16 protein-coding genes and 3 pseudogenes are annotated in these 16,213 nt (G+C 69.0%); 8 read left to right on the plus strand and 11 right to left on the minus strand.

Annotation, left to right across the window (positions count from 1 at the left end; genetic code table 11):
- Window positions 1-14: 14 nt before the first annotated feature.
- Window positions 15-884, minus strand: a complete 870-nt coding sequence (locus C8250_RS40835) for an ABC transporter substrate-binding protein (RefSeq protein WP_244809715.1) — start codon at window positions 882-884, stop codon at window positions 15-17.
- Here C8250_RS40835 and C8250_RS44205 point away from each other — a divergent pair.
- From C8250_RS44205 to C8250_RS40845, 3 genes are all read left to right on the plus strand, one after another.
- Window positions 877-1,074: a hypothetical protein gene (locus C8250_RS44205; protein WP_232486086.1), complete on the plus strand. Its 198-nt coding sequence runs from the start codon at window positions 877-879 to the stop codon at window positions 1,072-1,074. The genes C8250_RS40835 and C8250_RS44205 overlap by 8 nt on opposite strands.
- Window positions 1,075-1,200: 126 nt before the next feature.
- On the plus strand, window positions 1,201-1,623 hold the full coding sequence (gene panD / locus C8250_RS40840; protein WP_138351948.1) for an aspartate 1-decarboxylase: 423 nt from the start codon (window positions 1,201-1,203) through the stop codon (window positions 1,621-1,623).
- Between the two features lie 32 nt (window positions 1,624-1,655).
- Window positions 1,656-2,444: a (2Fe-2S)-binding protein gene (locus C8250_RS40845; protein ID WP_138351947.1), complete on the plus strand. Its 789-nt coding sequence runs from the start codon at window positions 1,656-1,658 to the stop codon at window positions 2,442-2,444.
- Between the two features lie 108 nt (window positions 2,445-2,552).
- On the opposite strand, the gene C8250_RS40850 is transcribed toward C8250_RS40845, so the two are convergent.
- Entirely contained in the window at window positions 2,553-3,500 is a 948-nt protein-coding gene (locus tag C8250_RS40850; protein ID WP_138351946.1) for a methionyl-tRNA formyltransferase, read from the minus strand.
- Window positions 3,501-3,746: 246 nt separating this feature from the next.
- Between C8250_RS40850 and C8250_RS40855 the strand changes: the two genes are divergently transcribed.
- Both C8250_RS40855 and C8250_RS40860 read left to right on the plus strand, forming a co-directional pair.
- The gene (locus tag C8250_RS40855; RefSeq protein ID WP_138351945.1) at window positions 3,747-5,099 is read left to right on the plus strand and encodes a lysine N(6)-hydroxylase/L-ornithine N(5)-oxygenase family protein; all 1,353 of its coding nucleotides are present in this window, start codon (window positions 3,747-3,749) and stop codon (window positions 5,097-5,099) included.
- A gap of 278 nt (window positions 5,100-5,377) precedes the next feature.
- A complete protein-coding gene (locus tag C8250_RS40860; protein WP_138351944.1) occupies window positions 5,378-5,836 on the plus strand; it encodes a GNAT family N-acetyltransferase in 459 nt (152 codons plus the stop codon).
- Between the two features lie 204 nt (window positions 5,837-6,040).
- On the opposite strand, the gene C8250_RS40865 is transcribed toward C8250_RS40860, so the two are convergent.
- From C8250_RS40865 to C8250_RS40890, 6 genes and pseudogenes are all read right to left on the minus strand, one after another.
- Window positions 6,041-6,247 (minus strand): hypothetical protein, encoded by a 207-nt coding sequence (locus C8250_RS40865; protein WP_187145190.1) that lies wholly within the window; start codon window positions 6,245-6,247, stop codon window positions 6,041-6,043.
- The gene (gene argB, locus C8250_RS40870; RefSeq protein ID WP_138351943.1) at window positions 6,244-7,155 is read right to left on the minus strand and encodes an acetylglutamate kinase; all 912 of its coding nucleotides are present in this window, start codon (window positions 7,153-7,155) and stop codon (window positions 6,244-6,246) included. The genes C8250_RS40865 and argB overlap by 4 nt, the downstream gene beginning before the upstream one ends.
- 17 nt (window positions 7,156-7,172) lie before the next feature.
- Window positions 7,173-8,324 (minus strand): bifunctional glutamate N-acetyltransferase/amino-acid acetyltransferase ArgJ, encoded by a 1,152-nt coding sequence (gene argJ / locus C8250_RS40875; protein ID WP_138351942.1) that lies wholly within the window; start codon window positions 8,322-8,324, stop codon window positions 7,173-7,175.
- Window positions 8,321-9,361, minus strand: coding sequence for an N-acetyl-gamma-glutamyl-phosphate reductase (gene argC / locus C8250_RS40880; protein WP_138351941.1), 1,041 nt, complete (start codon window positions 9,359-9,361; stop codon window positions 8,321-8,323). Before argC ends, argJ begins: the two co-directional genes overlap by 4 nt.
- Before the next feature lie 42 nt (window positions 9,362-9,403).
- Window positions 9,404-9,687 (minus strand): annotated as a pseudogene (locus C8250_RS40885) (isochorismatase family protein); the annotation flags it as partial.
- Window positions 9,688-9,815: 128 nt separating this feature from the next.
- A pseudogene (locus C8250_RS40890) lies at window positions 9,816-9,938 on the minus strand (tRNA (adenosine(37)-N6)-threonylcarbamoyltransferase complex transferase subunit TsaD); the annotation flags it as partial.
- Between the two features lie 181 nt (window positions 9,939-10,119).
- On the opposite strand from C8250_RS40890, the gene C8250_RS40895 reads away from it, so the two are divergent.
- Entirely contained in the window at window positions 10,120-10,470 is a 351-nt protein-coding gene (locus tag C8250_RS40895; RefSeq protein ID WP_138351940.1) for a hypothetical protein, read from the plus strand.
- Window positions 10,471-10,604: 134 nt separating this feature from the next.
- Here the strand turns inward: C8250_RS40895 and C8250_RS40900 are convergent, their stop codons facing one another.
- The 3 genes and pseudogenes from C8250_RS40900 to C8250_RS40905 all read right to left on the minus strand — a co-directional run bounded on the left by C8250_RS40900 (window position 10,605) and on the right by C8250_RS40905 (window position 12,431).
- Window positions 10,605-11,294 (minus strand): M24 family metallopeptidase, encoded by a 690-nt coding sequence (locus tag C8250_RS40900; protein WP_138351939.1) that lies wholly within the window; start codon window positions 11,292-11,294, stop codon window positions 10,605-10,607.
- Between the two features lie 162 nt (window positions 11,295-11,456).
- Window positions 11,457-11,621 (minus strand): annotated as a pseudogene (locus tag C8250_RS44990) (3-(3-hydroxyphenyl)propionate hydroxylase); the annotation flags it as partial.
- A 438-nt stretch (window positions 11,622-12,059) separates the two neighbouring features.
- Entirely contained in the window at window positions 12,060-12,431 is a 372-nt protein-coding gene (locus C8250_RS40905) for a helix-turn-helix domain-containing protein (protein WP_138351938.1), read from the minus strand.
- Window positions 12,432-12,523: 92 nt separating this feature from the next.
- Here C8250_RS40905 and C8250_RS40910 point away from each other — a divergent pair, with 92 nt between their 5' ends.
- Window positions 12,524-13,363: an NAD(P)H-binding protein gene (locus C8250_RS40910; RefSeq protein ID WP_138351937.1), complete on the plus strand. Its 840-nt coding sequence runs from the start codon at window positions 12,524-12,526 to the stop codon at window positions 13,361-13,363.
- A 678-nt stretch (window positions 13,364-14,041) separates the two neighbouring features.
- Window positions 14,042-15,982 carry a family 20 glycosylhydrolase gene (locus tag C8250_RS40915; protein ID WP_138351936.1) on the plus strand — a complete coding sequence of 647 codons (1,941 nt, stop codon included), beginning with the start codon at window positions 14,042-14,044 and terminating at the stop codon, window positions 15,980-15,982.
- Window positions 15,983-16,213 lie beyond the last annotated feature (231 nt).

The raw sequence follows: 16,213 nt of genomic DNA on the forward strand, positions 1-16,213 counted from the left end.
GGGCGTCCACTGCGTCAGGACTGGTTGGACAGGTCGGCCACCTTGGTGTCGGTCTTGCCGTCGACCGCGTTGGCCAACTGCGGGACCAGTACGTCCAGCGCGTACAACAGGGCGTTGGGGCCGCTGTAGGACAGCGCGCCCGCCAGCGGGGTGTCGAAGCTGGTGTAGAGCGTACGGTCGCTCGTGACGACGTTCAGGCGGGCGAAGACCGGCGAGGCCAGCATCGCCGGCTTGGTCGCGCCGACAACGACCAGCACGTCCTTGTCGATCAGGTCGAGCCGCTCCTCGCTGAGGTCTTCCTTGACGGTCTGCGTGGCGAAACCGAGCTCGTCGAAGAGGACCCGGCGCGGGTCGTGGGCCGGAGCGATCCAGTGCTGGCCCTTGTCGGGGCCGTAGTCCATGGCGAGCACCTTGCCGGCGAACTCGGGATGGGCCTTCTTCGCGGCGGCGATCTTCGATTCGACCTTGTCGACCAGTGCCTGGGCCTCGGCGCTCTTGCCCAGCGCCTGGCCGGTCGTCAGCGTCTGCACGTTCCAGGGGGTCTTCTCGTCGAGGTATGCGCTGGACTGGACGACGGTCGGCGCGATCGCCGAGAGCTTCCGGTAGCTCTCCTTGGTGACCGTCTCGTTGATCGCGAGGATCACATCGGGACGTTGCTTGGCGATGGCCTCGAAGTTCAGCTCGGCGGAGAAGGTGGGCAGCTTCGTGCCGCCCAACTCCTTCTTGACCCAGGGGTAGGTCGGGTACTGCGTGAACCACTCGCGGGTACTGACCGGCACCACGCCCAGTGCCAGCGCGAAGTCCTGGTCGTCCCAGCCCACGGTGACCACCCGCTTCGGCTTGCTCGGGATGGCCGTGGAGCCGAACTTGTGCTTGATGGTCACGGGAAAGGCCGAGCCGGACGACGCCGCGGCGGCGGGTGCCGTGGTGTCCTCGGACGACGAGCACGCCGACAGCAAGGCGGCGCCGACCACGAAGGCCGTTATCGTCGCGGCGAACCGCGAACGCAACCGTGTTCTGGGAGAGATGCGGATCGAACTGGGGCGAGCCATCGTGCTCCTTTCCACCCGGTGACGTCTGGCACATTCACGCGGGCTCTGGCGGGGGTTCCAAAATTCAACTTAGGTTAGCATTACCTAAATCCGCTCGGGCTCCGGTCCGCGCGGCCGACTCGTCATTTCGTCATACGGAGGGCATGACATGCAGCGCACTCTGCTGGGCGGCAAGATCCACCGGGCCACCGTCACCCAGGCCGACCTGCACTACGTGGGTTCGATCACCATCGACAAGAACCTGTTGGAGGCCGCCGATCTCCTGGAGGGCGAACAGGTCCACGTCGTCGACATCACCAACGGAGCCCGGCTCACCACTTACGCCATCGAGGGACCCGCAGGTTCCGGCGTCATCGGCATCAATGGCGCTGCGGCTCATCTGGTCCAGCCGGGCGATCTGGTCATCATCATGTCGTTCCAGCAGGTGGAGGAGAGCGAAGCCCGCCGCCACCAGTCGCACGTCGTCCATGTCGACCAGGACAACCGCATCGTGGACCTCGGCACCGACCCGGCCGCCCCCGTCCCCGGCGCGGCCGACCAGCTCTCCGGCGCCCTTGTCGAGACACACTGACCCGCCCCTCCGGCAGGACAGGCAGTCCAGCGATGGAACCGATGGAACCGGCCCGGCTCGGCCAGATCATCGCCGAAGTCTCCGAACTCGGTGACCACTTCCACCTCTTCACCGCCCACGACGGCCCCGGCTGGCGGTCGCTGAGCGAACTGCTCAGCGACCGCGACGCCCTCGAAGCACGCATCCTCGCCACCGCAGATGCCTACCGGACCACCGAGCTGCGCGTCGCGGCGTCCAGCGTCTACCAGGACCTGGCAGCTCGCCTGTGGTTCCCTGTCCTCGGCGCGGCCGTCCTGCACCGCACCGTCCTGGACTGGACGCCGACCCGGCTGTCCTGGCGGGCCTCGGCCGCCGGCCCGCTCCCACTCCGCCTGTCCGAGCCCAGGGGCATGGAGACCAACTGCCCTGAGGCCACAGCCGAACCGCTCTACCGGGCGATGGCCCGAATCCTGCAGCCGCTGGCCGACCTCACCCGCGCAGTCGTCAAGGTCTCCCCGCGGCTGCTCTGGGGCAACGCCGCCTCGTCACTGACCGGCGTCGTCGGCGTCATCGCCCACGAACGGCCGTCCCACGCACGCGAAGCGATCGCCCTGGGCGACCGGCTCCTCGGCCTCGGCCACCTCCGGGGCACCGGCCACCAGGCGGAACCTGTGGCCGGGCACCCGTTCTTCACCAGAACCACCTGCTGCCTCAACTACCGCATCCCCGATGCGGGCAACTGTGACGACTGCGTCCTGCTCGCTCCCGGGAGCCGTCAGGAGCGATGGCTCGAAGCTGTGCGAGCCGAGCGTGCGGCCCCGGACGCTCACCTTCGGCTGTGACGCGGATGGGTTATACCGTTCCTCTGAGTCGGGTCGGCCCAGCCTCCTGCGCGTATGGCGGTGCCGAGGGCCCAGGATCGCCTGGGCCCTCGGTGCTCAGCCGACGGGTCAGGGACGGCTGGTGAGGTAGCCGCCCATGGAGGTGAAGTACTCGAGGGCCGGCATCTCCTGGCCGTCCTCGGTCCGTACGCGGCTGATGGCCAGGCCGTGGTTGCGGCCCCTGCGGGCGTCGGCCCCGGCGACGATCACCACGCCGTCACCTTCGCGGTAGAAGACGCGGCCCGGGGTGCCGCCGTACCGGCCCTGGGACACGACGGCGGAGACCACTTCGAGGCGCTTGCCGTTGTGGAAGGCGAAGGCGCTGGGGTAGGGGGCGGACTGGGCGCGGACCAGGCGCGCGAGGTCCTCGGCCGGCCAGCTCCAGTCGATGCGGATGTCCTCCTCGGACCGCTTGTGGAAGAAGGTGGCCTGGGAGCGGTCCTGCTGGGTGAACTCCGTCTGCCCGGAGGCGATCAGAGCGAGGGCGCCGGTCGTTACCGGGGCGATGAGGTCGACCGTCTTGTGGAACAGATCGGTGGCCGTGTCGGTCGGCTCGACGGGGACTGCACGCTGCTGGACGATGTCGCCCGCGTCGAGCTCGTCGTCCATCATGTGGGCCGTGACGCCGACCTCGGGCTCGCCGTTGATGAGGGCCCAGATCAGTGGCGAGAAGCCGGCGTACTTGGGCAGCAGCGAGTCGTGGACGTTCAGTGTTCCGTGCCGGGGGAGGTTGAAGATGCGCGGCGGGATCCACGTACGCCAGTTGTTGGCCACGATGATGTCCGGGTCGGCCTCCTTGAGACGGTCGAACAACTCCTCGTCGTCGGGCCGGTCGCGGATGACCACGGGGACTCCGTGCTTCTCGGCCAGCTCAGCCACCGAGTCGCTCCAGATCTTCTCGTAAGCGTGCTCGCTCTTGGGATGCGTCACGACCATCACCACGTCGTGCTCGGAGTCGAGGAGCGCTTGCAGGGTGCGGTGCCCCCAGGTCTGATAACCGAACATGACGACCCGCATGGGGTTCCTCCTCGAAAGAGCGAATGACCGGCGCTAAGTAAAGCAAGGCTTACCTAAGGGTACAACAGCCCGCGATTCTAGGGCGTTTGACGGCATGATTGACGTTTTGCCTGTTTTGTCCGGGTGACAGGTTGGCCAGATCAGGTTAGCTTTACCTAAGTTCCGCTCGGCCGCCGCTTCCGGTGTGCCCGACGCCTCGTCCTCACCCACACCTCACACGCGGCTGTCCCGCACGATGGGAGTGACATGTCTCAGGTTCTTCCTGGCGACGCACCTCTGGTCCACGACCTCATTGGCATCGGCTTCGGGCCGTCCAACGTGGCCATGGCGATAGCGCTCAGCGAGCACAACGCTCGCGTCGGCAGGCAGGAGGCGGTCACCGCTCACTTCTTCGAGCAGCAGCCGAAGTTCGGCTGGCACCGCGGCATGCTGATCGACGACGCGACCATGCAGGTGTCCTACCTCAAGGACCTGGTGTCGCTGCGGAATCCGGCCAGTGAGTACAGCTTCCTCTGCTACCTGCAGAGCAAGGGCCGCCTCATCGACTTCGTCAACGCCAAGAACCTGTTCCCGCTCCGCGTCGAGTTCCACGACTACTTCGAGTGGGCCGCGGCGAAGGTCGACGACATGGTCTCCTACGGCCACGAGGTCATCGCCGTCGAGCCCGTCGTACGCGACGGTGTGGTGGAGTACCTGGACGTGACAGCCCGTTCGGGATCCGAGGTCGTGGTCCACCGGGCCCGCAACCTCGTCATCAGCACCGGACTGCGTCCCGTCATGCCGGAGGGCGTCGACCGGACGGACCGCGTCTGGCACAACTCCGAGCTGCTGAAGAAGGTCGACGGGCTGGAGGGCACCAACCCCTCCCGCTTCGTTGTCGTCGGCGCCGGCCAGAGCGCCGCCGAGAACGTGGCCTACCTGCACCGCCGCTTCCCCGAGGCCGAGGTCTGCGCCGTCTTCTCCCGCTACGGCTACAGCCCCGCCGACGACAGCAGCTTCGCCAACCGCATCTTCGACCCGGCCGCGGTCGACGAGTACTTCACGGCCCCCGACGACATCAAGCAGAAGCTGATGGACTACCACGGGAACACCAACTACTCCGTGGTGGACATCGACCTGATCGACGACCTGTACCGGCAGGCGTATCAGGAGCGTGTCCTCGGTACCGAGCGGCTGCGCTTCATCAACGTCTCGCGGGTCACCGGCGTGGAGGAGACACAGGACAACGTCCGGGCCACCGTCAAGTCCCTCATCACCGGCGAGGAGACGACGCTGGACGCCGACGTCGTCGTCTACGCCACCGGCTACAGCCAGGCAGACCCCGTGGGCCTCCTCGGCGAGGTCGGGGACCGCTGCCACCGCGACGACCAGGGACGCATCCGGGTCGAGCGCGACTACCGTGTCGCGACCCACCCCGAACTGCGCTGCGGCATCTACCTCCAGGGCGGCACCGAGCACACCCACGGGATTACGTCGTCCCTGCTGTCCAACACGGCGATCAGAGTCGGCGAGATCCTGCAATCGATCATCGACCGCGACCTGAAGGCCGCCCCGGCCACGGCCCAGCCGCTCGCTGACGGCATCGGTACGGCCCGCTAGTCCAGCACTCGACGAGCACCCGCGCCGGGGGCTGTCCCTGTCGGTGGAACCCAGGCGCCGCTTGGAGGGATGCAGTCGGCCCCGGCCCCGACACACCCCAGGGACGGAATCATGCTCTGTACGAGGCTGACGAACGCGTACATCCGGTCCAGGATCGGGGACATCGAGGTCGTGGCGACGTTCGTGGACGGGCGGGACGTGGGGGAGGGGCACAAGCTGTGAGGCTGTCGTCCCGCGCGCACCAACCGCTTTGCCCACCCCACACCCCCACGTCGTCCGTGCGCTCGGCCGGTTCCCGGGACGCCGCCGCTCTCGCCGCTCTCTCACGTCCGTTCATCCGCGCGGGCGTACTGCGTGAGCGGCCGTTCCATGTCTACGCGTCGCAAGCGACCGACTTCCTGGTCGCCGAGGCGCCTGACGGCACCTTGGACGGCTGCCTCGCGCTGCGCGTCGACGACCCGGACCCGACGCGCGACGGCCGGGCCCTCGGGGTCCTGTACAACTTCTGCGTCGCGCAGCACATGCAGGGGAGTGGTGTGGGGGCACGGCTTCTGGGCGCCGCCCTGGCCCGTGGGCGGGCGCAGTCGCTGGACGCGCTGTTCACGGCGACGACCGGCAGTGGCCGCCTCTTCCTGCGGCACGGATTCGCTCCTACGTGCCCGAGCCTGGCCCCTCTGTCCTGGGCACGGTCTCTGGACCCCCGGCGGGGCGCCCGCGTACTCGCCCGGGTCCTGTGAGCGCCACCTGGTGAGCCGTCACGACGAGAGGGCGGAACCCGAGCCGTAACGGCTCGGTCCCGCCCTCTTTCGCACCGAGTGGACGTCACTCGCGCTGACGTCACGTGCCGAGGATGGCTGGCGACGCTCCCACCAACTGGGCGATCTCCGCCTCCGTGACCGTCAGAGCGGGAGCCAACCGCACGGTCCGGTCGCCGGCGGCGTTCACCAGGAACCCGGCCCCCTGCGCCGCCCGCTGAATCCGGGCCGCCACCGGGCGATCCCGCCAGTGAAGTCCGTGTAGGCGCGGCCCGATTTGTCCCACACGGTGCGGCCGTCTTCGCGGACCAGAGCCAGCGGGGGAGTGCCATAGGTGTCCATCATCACCGCTCGCCAGCGGTCCGTCAGCGGTGCGGCGCCGGCGGCGGTCATGAGCTCGTTCCTCCCCTGTCGGGTGTGCTGTCGGGTACGACCGTGGTGCCGGGGCTCCTCCCGGTGAAGACGCCGCGCAACACCGCGTGCGGTACCCGTCCGTCGAGCACGTGCGCCCGGCCGACTCCTGAGCGGACCGCTCGCAGACAGCCCTCCATCTTCGGGAGCATCCCGCCGGCGAGGCCCGGCAGCAGCACGTCCAGCTCACCGGCAGTCAGATGCTCGATCACCTCGGTGCTGTGCGGCCAGTCCGCGTACAGCCCCTCCACGTCCGTCAGCATCACCAGGCGCTCCGCGCCGAGCGCGACGGCCAGCGCGGACGCCGCGAGATCGGCGTTGATGTTGTAGACCCGCCCGTCCGTGCCGCGCGCGACCGGCGAGATCACCGGGATGCGGCCCTGCTCCAGCAGCACCTGTACGGTACCGGGGTCCACCGCCACGACGTCGCCGACCAGGCCGATGTCCACCGGCCGGCCGTCCACCAGGGCGCCGCGTCGTACCGCGGTCATCGTGTGCGCGTCCTCGCCCGACATGCCCACGGCGAACGGCCCGTGGGCGTTGATGGCACCGACGAGCTCACGCTGGACCTGACCCGTCAGCACCATACGGACCACGTCCATGGTCTCCGGAGTCGTCACTCTCAGGCCCGCCTCGAAGCGGACCTCCAGGTCGAGCCGGGCAAGCATCGCGCTGATCTGCGGTCCGCCGCCGTGCACGACGACGGGACGCAGCCCCGCGTGCCACAGCTCCACGACGTCCTGAGCGAACGTCCGGTGAAGCGCGGGATCCACCATGGCGTTGCCGCCGAACTTGATGACGACCGTCCGGCCCTGGAGTTCTTCCTGCCAGGGAAGGTCCCCCGGTGGCAGGTCCGCCGCGGCCACGTGCTGTTCGACGGGAGCCTTCATCCCTGTCCCCGTCCCGTTCATGAGCTGTAGGCGCTGTTCTCGTGGACGTACTCGGCGGTGAGGTCGTTGGTCCAGATGGCCGCCGAGGCGTTGCCGGAGCGCAGATCGACGGTGACGGTGACCTGGCGCCCCGACAGATCGACCTTGTCGCGGGCCTCCCCGGCCGCGCCGTCCCGGCAGACCCAGACGCCGTTGATCGCCACGTCCAGGCGGTCCGGGTCGAAGGCGGCGCCCGTTGTGCCGATAGCCGACAGCACCCGGCCCCAGTTCGGATCCTCCCCGTGCAGCGCGCACTTGAGGAGGTTGTTCCGGGCCACCGACCGGCCCACCGTCACGGCGTCCTCCTCGGACGCCGCGCCGACGACGGCCACTTCGATCTCCTTCGACGCGCCCTCGGCGTCCGCCACCAACTGACGCGCCAGGTCGAGGCACACCGCGTGCACGGCGTCGGTGAACTCCCCGTCGTCCGGGGTCACGCCGGAGGCGCCCGACGAGAGCAGGAGCACGCTGTCATTGGTGGACATACAGCCGTCCGAGTCCACCCGGTCGAAGGTGGTGCGTACGGCGGCGCGCAGCGCGGAGTCGAGAGCCGGGCCGTCGATCTCGGCGTCCGTGGTGAGGACCACCAGCATGGTGGCCAGCCCGGGCGCGAGCATCCCCGCACCCTTCGCCATACCGCCGACGGTCCACCCGGACCGGGGCGCCACCGCGGTCTTGTGCACCGAGTCCGTCGTCTTGATCGCCACGGCCGCGTCCTCGCCGCCGACGGCCGACAGCCGGTCGGCCGCGGTGTCGATGCCCGCCGTGACCCGGTCCATCGGCAGTGGTACGCCGATGAGCCCGGTCGAGCACACCGCCACGTCGTTCACTTCCGCGCCGACCGCCATGGCCGTGCGCTCGGCCATCAGACGCGCGTCCTCGGTTCCGGCCGGGCCGGTACACGCATTGGCGCCCCCGGAATTGAGGACCACTGCGGAGAGCCGATGGTTCGCCAGCATCCGGCGGGACCAGCGCACCGGCGCGGCCTGTATCCGGTTCGAGGTGAAGACCCCGGCGGCGGAACGCGACGGCCCCTGGTTCACGACCAGGGCCAGGTCGGGATCGCCGGATTCCTTGATGCCGGCGGCCACACCGCTCGCAAGGAACCCGCGGGCAGCGGTCACGGTCACGGAGCCACTCCATTCGTGGGCAGGCCCAGCCACTCCGGCAGGCCGAGGGCGACATTCATGCTCTGCACCGCGCCACCCGCGGTGCCCTTCACCAGGTTGTCGATCGCGCTCACGCAGACCAGACGACCGGCGGCCGCATCCACAGCCACCTGCACGTGCACGGTATTGGAACCCAGGACCGATCCGGTGGAGGGCCATTGGCCGGGCGGCAACAGCCGGACGAACGGCTCGTCGGCGTACGCGGCTTCGAAGACCGCGCGCACCTCGTCCGTGCCGCTGTCGACCCCCATGCCGGGGCGCAGACGGGCCGAGCAGGTGGCCAGAATGCCGCGTGGCATGGGTGCCAGCATCGGGGTGAAGGACACGGTGACCTGCTCGCCTGCCACCCGCGACAGGTTCTGCGCCAGCTCCGGGGTGTGCCGGTGGACGCCACCGACGCCGTACGGGGTCATCGAGCCCATCACCTCGGAGCCCAGAAGGTGCGCTCTGGCCGCCCGGCCCGCGCCCGAGGTTCCGCTGGCCGCCACGATCACGGTTTCGGGCTCCACGAGCCCGGCCGCGTAGGCCGGGAACAGCGCCAGGCTGACGGCGGTCGGGAAGCATCCCGGTACGGCGATCCGGTTCGCGCCCTTCAGTTCGACTCGGGCGCCCGGTAGTTCGGGCAGTCCGTACGGCCACGTCCCGGCGTGCTCGGAGTGGTAGAAGCGTTCCCAGTCGCCGGCGTCGTGCAGACGGAAGTCCGCGCCGCAGTCCACGATCAGGGTGTCTTCCCCCAGCAGACGGGCCAGGGGCGCCGACTCGCCGTGCGGGAGGGCGAGGAACACCACGTCGTGCCCGCGCAAGGTGTCCGCCGAAGTCTCCTTGAGCATTCGGTCGGCGAGAGCGGACAAGTGCGGCTGCACCTCACCGAGCACCTGGCCGGCTCGGCTGTGTGCCGTCACGGAACCGATCTCCACGCCGGGATGTGAGTCGAGCAGGCGCAGGATCTCGCCGCCGGCGTAGCCACTGGCCCCGGCCACCGCGACCCGTACGGTCATGTTCTTCCGTCTTTTCTGTCAGTGGGGGCATGCGAAGACGCGTCAGGCGTCCCGAGGGGTCCTGCGGAGCAGCAGGTCTCGCAGCAGGGCGTTGGTGGTGCGGACCTTGCCGTTGTGCGCGGCCCACCGCAGGGCCATGGCGTGCTCCTCGGCGGAGAAGTCGGCCACGGCGTCCGCGACGACGAAAGGCTGAATGTCGTTCATGAAGGCGTCTGCGGCCGTCAGGAGGACGCTGAGGTGCGCATACACCCCACAGACGCCACGAGACCGCGGCTGCCAGGCTGTTGGGCAGCCGGCTCGGCGCTGAAGACCACCGGCATCCCCATGGCTGTTCCTCCCCTTGACGGCCCGGCACACACTGCGATGTGACTTAGCTTAGCCTAACCTAATGTCGAATGATCTCGTCCAAGCATCCTCGATGAGCCCGACCGGATGCGGAGGGTGCGGGCAGTCGTCAGGAGGCTCGCGCGGTGCGCGCGACCGGGTGAAGCGCCGCGAAGTCCAGCGGTGCGTACGGGTCGATCGACACCTCCAGCGGGGCCGGCTGTGCGCCGGCCCGCACCAGTAGTTCGCCGACGGGGTGGGGGTCGCCCGATCCGGTGGACTTTGGGCATACGGGACACCTGAGCGCGGGTACGCCGCTACCGTCCAGAGCCATGAATCGGACTTCTTGGGGCCTGGCCACCGTGGTCCTGCGGGACGGTGAACGCCGTTCAGCCATAACGGTCCAGCCGCCTGACGCGGTCAGGTACGCCGATTTGGCGGTACGGCTGAAGGCCGCGGGAATGCGTCGGCCGACCCGCCGCGAGTGGGACGGCGGGCTGTGGCCGATGACGCACTGCACGGTGACCGTCGAAGCAGACCGGATCACGCAACTGGACACCGGCCGCCTGAAGCTGGCCTGCACCTCCTCCCTGGCACTCAGTCCGGGATGGCACGCCGCGGCGGTCCATGGGCATGTGCTCGTCTCATTGGTCGAACCCGGGACATGGGCTCAGTCACATGCGGCAGACGAAGGCATCGAGGACGCTGTCCTCGTCGCGGCAGTAGATGCCGGTCGCCTGTTCTGCGGGCTGGCCGACATCCGCACCGTCACCGCCCCACGATGAATGCGCTGGTAACCAGCGCCGACCGCCCCGGTGCACCGCTGCCCCGGAAGCGTCCGGGTGAGACCGCATCATGGCCGGGCGACCAGGGCACCCGTCGGGCCGATGTGATCCGCCCAGTGCAGCCACGGCCACGATCAGCCGAGGTCGAGCAGCTGATCGTGGAAACCACCGAACCCGCGATCCCGATCGACGAGGTGCACCTCCAGCACCCAGTGGCAGGGACGCCCGGCCTTGTCCTCGCGCCGCAGTTGCTGCGTATTGCCAGGTGCGATGAAGGACATGACCTCGTCCTGGGCGACCGTCTCCGGGGGGACCTCGCCCACCAGATGCCCAGCGTGCGGGCTGCCGAACTCCCACCCCGCCTCGGTTGTCAGCTCAGCGATGACCGTGAAGAGCTCTTCGCCGGTTATGCCAGGATCGCTCTCGAACGCGCGCCTGCCCGCTTCGAAGATCAGTTGCAGATCGTCCCGAAGCCGCAGCTTGACAGGAGACCCGCCGAGAACCGCAGTACGTCGGAAGTGGGCTTCCCTCTGTTCAAAGACACCACCCAGGTCACAGACAACGACCTCGTCGGCGTCGACGAGCCGATTCTCCGGGCGCACCTGATACGGCTGAAGGGTGTTCGTGCCCGACCGGACGATCCGCTCGTCCTCACCGCGCCGCACGCCGAACAACTCCTGCGCGAGATCGCGAATCCGCTCACTGATCCCCTGCTCACTCTCGCCCGCGGTGACCAGCCGCCGACTCTGCACCTCGGAGAAGAGGGCAACAGCCTTGGCCTGGGCGTCTAACAGGCTCTCCACGCGTTCGGATTCATCATGCATGCGGCCGAGCCTACGGATCCGCCCGCATCGCGACCAGACGACGTATCCACAGCTGCGATCGCTACGAACGATTGGCTGGTGGACCTCGTACGAGGCCAGGTCCGCCGGGTCCTCCGTCGCGAGTGCCACACACCCGTCGGGCCGTACGAGAAAGAGCCCCCGGTCCCCGTACGCCTTGTGTGCGTGCCCGTCCACGTCGATGACGTCGCCCTGCTCGCCGGGCCGGCCGACCCGGACCGGCTTGTAGCGTTCCGAGGCTGGGGCATCGGTCCCGCCGAAGGCGAGGAGAGTGGCGTGCGGGCCGCGGACGAGGTCGAAGAGACGGATGGGCCCACAGGGGGCGTCGGGGGCGCGTCTCCGGCGCGCAGCGCGTCGTCGCCCAGGCCCTCTCGGTACTCGCGGGTCAGGGGGCTCTCGCGGTAGCCGAGGCCCAGTTGGAAGGTCTCGCCGCCGCGCTGGGAGAAGCCGCGGTCCTTGTCCACGCGGTCCTGCTCGAAGACTAGGGTGGTGAGGGCGAGCACATGCCGCGCGACCGGCCGCCGCTCGGCCTCGTAGGTGTCGAGGAGCGCGTCGGGCGCGCCGTGAGCTGACGTATCATCACGTTTCCTTCGGCGCCCCGCCCCCTTCACCGGTCGGCAGCGGGGCGCCGCGATTCTTCCGTCGAGGGTGGGGTCGGCCCATGTCTTCGCCGTAGCCGCAGACGTTGAATCGGAGTGGTTCCGTAGGGGCGCACGGCAGTGCCATCGCCACAACCGCGGCGGCGAATTATCCCGCGCTGTGCGGCGACAGCCGCAGCGTGATCCGGTCGAACAGCTCCGTCAGCGGCTCGCCGACGTCCCGGCCGAACTCGGTCAGCCCGTAGGTCACCTGAGGCGGCGTCGTCGGTTCGACCTCCCGCCAGATCAGGCCGTCCTGGACCAGCCCGCGCAGGGTCTGCGCGAGCATCTTCTCGCTGATGCCCCGGATGCTGTCGCGCAGTTCGTAGAACCGGAGGCTGTTGCTCCGCAAGGAGATCAGCACCCACACGCCCCACCTGCTGGTCACGTGGTCGACCACATCGCGCGCGGGGCAGTCGGTGTGAAACACGTCATACCGCTTCCCCGCCTCGGCCTGTCTGTCCTGCACGCCTTCCTTCATGTCAGGAGCTTACCTCGGGGTATGTCCTTACCAAAAGTAAGCCCGTGCTCCTAGCGTGCAGACCACTGAGGACATCCGACAAGGAGCTGATCATGATCGTGGTAACCGGGGCTACCGGCAATATCGGCCGGCCGTTGACGCAGGCACTGGCCGAGGCGGGCCATCAGGTGACGGCGGTGTCACGACACAGGGCGGCGGTGCCCAACGGCGTCCGCCACATGGTGGCCGACCTGGCCGAGCCCGCCACGCTCAAGCCCGCGCTGGCCGGGGCGAAGGCACTGTTCCTTCTGCTGTCCGGCGACCTGCACGCCACTGGAGCCAACCCCGCCGACATCATCGGCGAAGCTGCGGCCGGCGGGGTCCGCCGGGTCGTCCTGCTCTCCACGCAGGGCGTGGCGACCAGGCCCTCCGGCCAAACGCGGATCGCGATGCGCGCACTGGAGGACACGCTGCGGGAGTCCGGTCTGGAGTGGGCCATCCTGCGGCCGGGCGGCTTCGCCTCCAACGCCCTGTGGTGGGCCGATTCCGTCCGCACGCAACAGCTCGTCGCCGCGCCCTTCGGCGACGTCGGGCTGCCGATCATCGACCCGGCGGACATCGCCGCGGTCTCGGCGGCCTGCCTGGTGGAGGACCGGCACACCGGCGGTGTGTACGAGCTCACCGGTCCGGAGGTGATCACTCCGCGCCGGCAGGCGGAGGCCCTCGCCGCCGCGCTGGGCTCGCCGGTGAGGTTCCACGAACTCACCCGCGACGAGGCCAAGGCCGCCATGACCCAGAGCATGCCGGCGGAGCTCGCCGACGACACGCTGGACATCCTCGGTTCGCCGAGCCCGGCCGAGCTGCGCGTCAGCCCGGACGTCCAGCGGGTCCTCGGCCGCGCCCCGCGTCGGTTCGCCGACTGGGCCGCCCGCAATGTTGCAGCCTTCCGCTGAGACCGGTCAGCGCCGCTGGAACTGACACCTTCGGGGGGCCGTACCCCTCCTCGTGCCGGCGTTCGGTGCGCTGCCCCTGAGGGCGGCCCTGTCGGCCGGATCCGAGGCCGCTAAGGCTCGTTCTCCTTGCAGTTGGCCGGGAGCCGATCGGCTGTGTCGTCGTCCCAGGACCAGGACCGAGTGTCCTTCGGACGGTGCGCGGCATGGGGTCGAAGGGTCGCAGGTTCACATCCTGTCGTCCCGATAGTGCGACCAGCGGGTTTGTCGGCAACGACAAGCCCGCTGGATGCGTTGGGAGTACCTGCGATGGTCCGGTGAGGGCAACCCGGCACCAAAGATCGTCCTTCGTAGCGGTACCCCTGGTCAGGAGTACGCCCGCGAAAGTCGTCCGGGAGGCCCAGGGCTCGCAGAGCGGTCAGACGGCCTGCTCACCCGACGGGCCGTCAGAGGGCAGGGCGTGTTCGCGGGCGGCGCGTTCGAGTTGTGGTGCCGATGGATCGGCCGCCCCATGCGGCAGCGGGCAGCAATTACCCGCTATCAGACCCTTGCCACGCCCCGGATTTCTGTCCAATACTGCGCACTACAAGCTCCACGTGGTCTATACCGCGCAGATCGAGCAGCGAATCGCGCACAACCCCGCACCGTGCCGCACCGTCCCTCCGACAGACCGGACACCCGATGCGACCCCTCAGAACCCTGGCCGCGGCCGCCCTCGCCGCCAGCCTCGTCCCCGTCTACCTGCTCGCCGCGGCGCCGGCGACCCACGCCGCCACTGGCACCCCGACGACAGTCCCGTCCCTGCGCTCCTGGACCGCCGGCACCGGCTCGTTCAGCTTCACCTCCGCCAGCCGCGTCGTCGTCGACCCCGCCTATGCCGCACAGCTCACCGCAGACGCGAACACCTTCGCCGCCGACCTTTCCGCCCTCGAAGGCCGTACGGTCGCCGTCGTGCAGGGTGCCGCGGGCGTCGGCGACATCGCCCTCACGCTCGGCGGCAACGGGCTTCCCGCCGAGGGCTACACCATGACCGTCGGCAGCAGCATCAGCATCCAGGGCGGCACCACGACCGGCGAGTTCTGGGGCACCCGGACCGTGCTGCAGATGCTGCACCAAGGCTCGACGATCACCGCCGGCACGGCGACCGACTCGCCGACCAAGGCCGAACGCGGCCTGATGATCGACACCGGGCGCCGGTTCTTCGACGTGCCGTTCGTCGAGAACCAGATCCGCGACATGGCCTACCTGAAGATGAACTACCTCCACCTGCACCTGTCGGACACGTTCGGGTTCCGGCTGGAGAGCAGTACACACCCCGAGGTCACGTCGACCCAGCACTACTCCAAGCAGGACATCGCCGACATCATCGCGGTCGGCAACAAGTACCACGTCACGATCGTCCCGGAGATCGACATGCCGGGGCACATGGACGCGATCCTCACCGGCGAGCTCAACATCGGGCACGACTACCGGCTCAAGGACAGCTCGGGAGGCGTCAGCAGCGCCTTCATCGACCTGTCCATCCCCGGCGCGCGGACCCTGATCAGTGATCTGATCAACGAGTACCTGCCGTTGTTCGCCTCCTCGCGCTATTGGCACATCGGCGCGGACGAGTACGTGACCAACTACAGTGCCTACCCACAACTGCTCACCTACGCCCGCGCCAACTACGGTGCCAGTGCCACGGCCAAGGACACCTACTACGGCTTCATCAACTGGGCCGACAGCCTGGTCAAGACCGGAGCCAAGACCACCCGCATGTGGAACGACGGCATCAAGGCCGGCGACGGGACCATCTCCCCGAACGCCGACATCGTCGTCGAGTATTGGTACAACTACGGCCTCACACCGCAGCAGTTGATCAACGCCGGGCACACCGTCGCCAACGAGTCCTGGGACCCGACCTACTACGTCTACGGCGGCTCGAAGCCGAACACGACGTGGATGTACGAGACCTGGAACCCGGACCTGTTCCAGGGCGGCAACACCATCAACAGCGCTTCGAAGAACCTGGGCTCCCTGCTCCACGTCTGGTGCGACAACCCCAGCGCCGAGACGCAGGACCAGACCGCGGCCGGGATCAAGTACCCCATGCGGGATCTGGCGCAGATGACCTGGGGCACCCCCGAACTCGCCGCCACCTACGCCGCCTTCGTTCCGATCATGGACGCCGTCGGCCGCAACCCGCTCTGGCCCGGCTCCGGCACCGGCAACCTCAACGGCGTGCACACGCTCACCACGGGCGGCAAGGCGCTCGACGACCCGGGCGGCTCGACCACCACCGGCACGCAGCTCATCACCTGGGCCCTGCACGGCGGCGCGAACCAGCAGTGGACGTTCACGCAGCAGTCCGACGGCTCCTACACCCTCGTCAACGGCACCTCGGGACTCTGCGCCGACGTGAACGGCGGCTCGACGGCCGCCGGAGCCAAGATCATCCAGTGGACCTGCTCCGGCACCACGAACCAGGAGTGGACCGTGACCCCACTGGCGGGCGGCGGCTACACCGTCAAGTCGGTCAAGAGCGGACTGCTGCTGACCACGGCCTCCACAGCCGACGGCGCGCTGCTGACACAACAAGCCGACACCAACTCCGCGCTCCAGCACTGGACCATCGGGTAGTCCGCCGGGACCGGGTCCGAGCACACGCTCGACCCGGCATCTGCTCCGGCACGAGGGGGGCCGCCGCAGCGTGCGGCGGTCCCCCTCGGACGTCTTCGGCTCCGCCGGTGCTTCGACCGGGTGACCGAGGCGACCGCCACCCCGGCGGGCACCGACCTGAAGGTCCTGGCCGGCCTTGGGGTGCAGGCGCTGCGGGCGGGTTCTTGTTCGGGCCGGTAGTGTCGCCGCTGC

The sequence above is a fragment of the Streptomyces sp. So13.3 genome (assembly GCF_005860785.2).
Lineage (GTDB): Bacteria > Actinomycetota > Actinomycetes > Streptomycetales > Streptomycetaceae > Actinacidiphila > Actinacidiphila fildesensis.

Bases quoted from the DNA above. Each gene is read 5' to 3' on its own strand.
- C8250_RS40845 (WP_138351947.1), top strand. From the start codon at position 1,656: ATGGAACCGATGGAACCGGCCCGGCTCGGCCAGATCATCGCCGAAGTC.
- C8250_RS40865 (WP_187145190.1), bottom strand. From the start codon at position 6,247: ATGACCGCCGCCGGCGCCGCACCGCTGACGGACCGCTGGCGAGCGGTG.
- C8250_RS40910 (WP_138351937.1), top strand. From the start codon at position 12,524: ATGATCGTGGTAACCGGGGCTACCGGCAATATCGGCCGGCCGTTGACG.
- panD (WP_138351948.1), top strand. From the start codon at position 1,201: ATGCAGCGCACTCTGCTGGGCGGCAAGATCCACCGGGCCACCGTCACC.
- C8250_RS40915 (WP_138351936.1), top strand. From the start codon at position 14,042: ATGCGACCCCTCAGAACCCTGGCCGCGGCCGCCCTCGCCGCCAGCCTC.
- C8250_RS40900 (WP_138351939.1), bottom strand. From the start codon at position 11,294: ATGCATGATGAATCCGAACGCGTGGAGAGCCTGTTAGACGCCCAGGCC.
- C8250_RS40850 (WP_138351946.1), bottom strand. From the start codon at position 3,500: ATGCGGGTCGTCATGTTCGGTTATCAGACCTGGGGGCACCGCACCCTG.
- argB (WP_138351943.1), bottom strand. From the start codon at position 7,155: ATGAAGGCTCCCGTCGAACAGCACGTGGCCGCGGCGGACCTGCCACCG.
- C8250_RS40855 (WP_138351945.1), top strand. From the start codon at position 3,747: ATGTCTCAGGTTCTTCCTGGCGACGCACCTCTGGTCCACGACCTCATT.
- C8250_RS40905 (WP_138351938.1), bottom strand. From the start codon at position 12,431: ATGAAGGAAGGCGTGCAGGACAGACAGGCCGAGGCGGGGAAGCGGTAT.
- C8250_RS44205 (WP_232486086.1), top strand. From the start codon at position 877: ATGGTCACGGGAAAGGCCGAGCCGGACGACGCCGCGGCGGCGGGTGCC.
- argC (WP_138351941.1), bottom strand. From the start codon at position 9,361: ATGACCGTACGGGTCGCGGTGGCCGGGGCCAGTGGCTACGCCGGCGGC.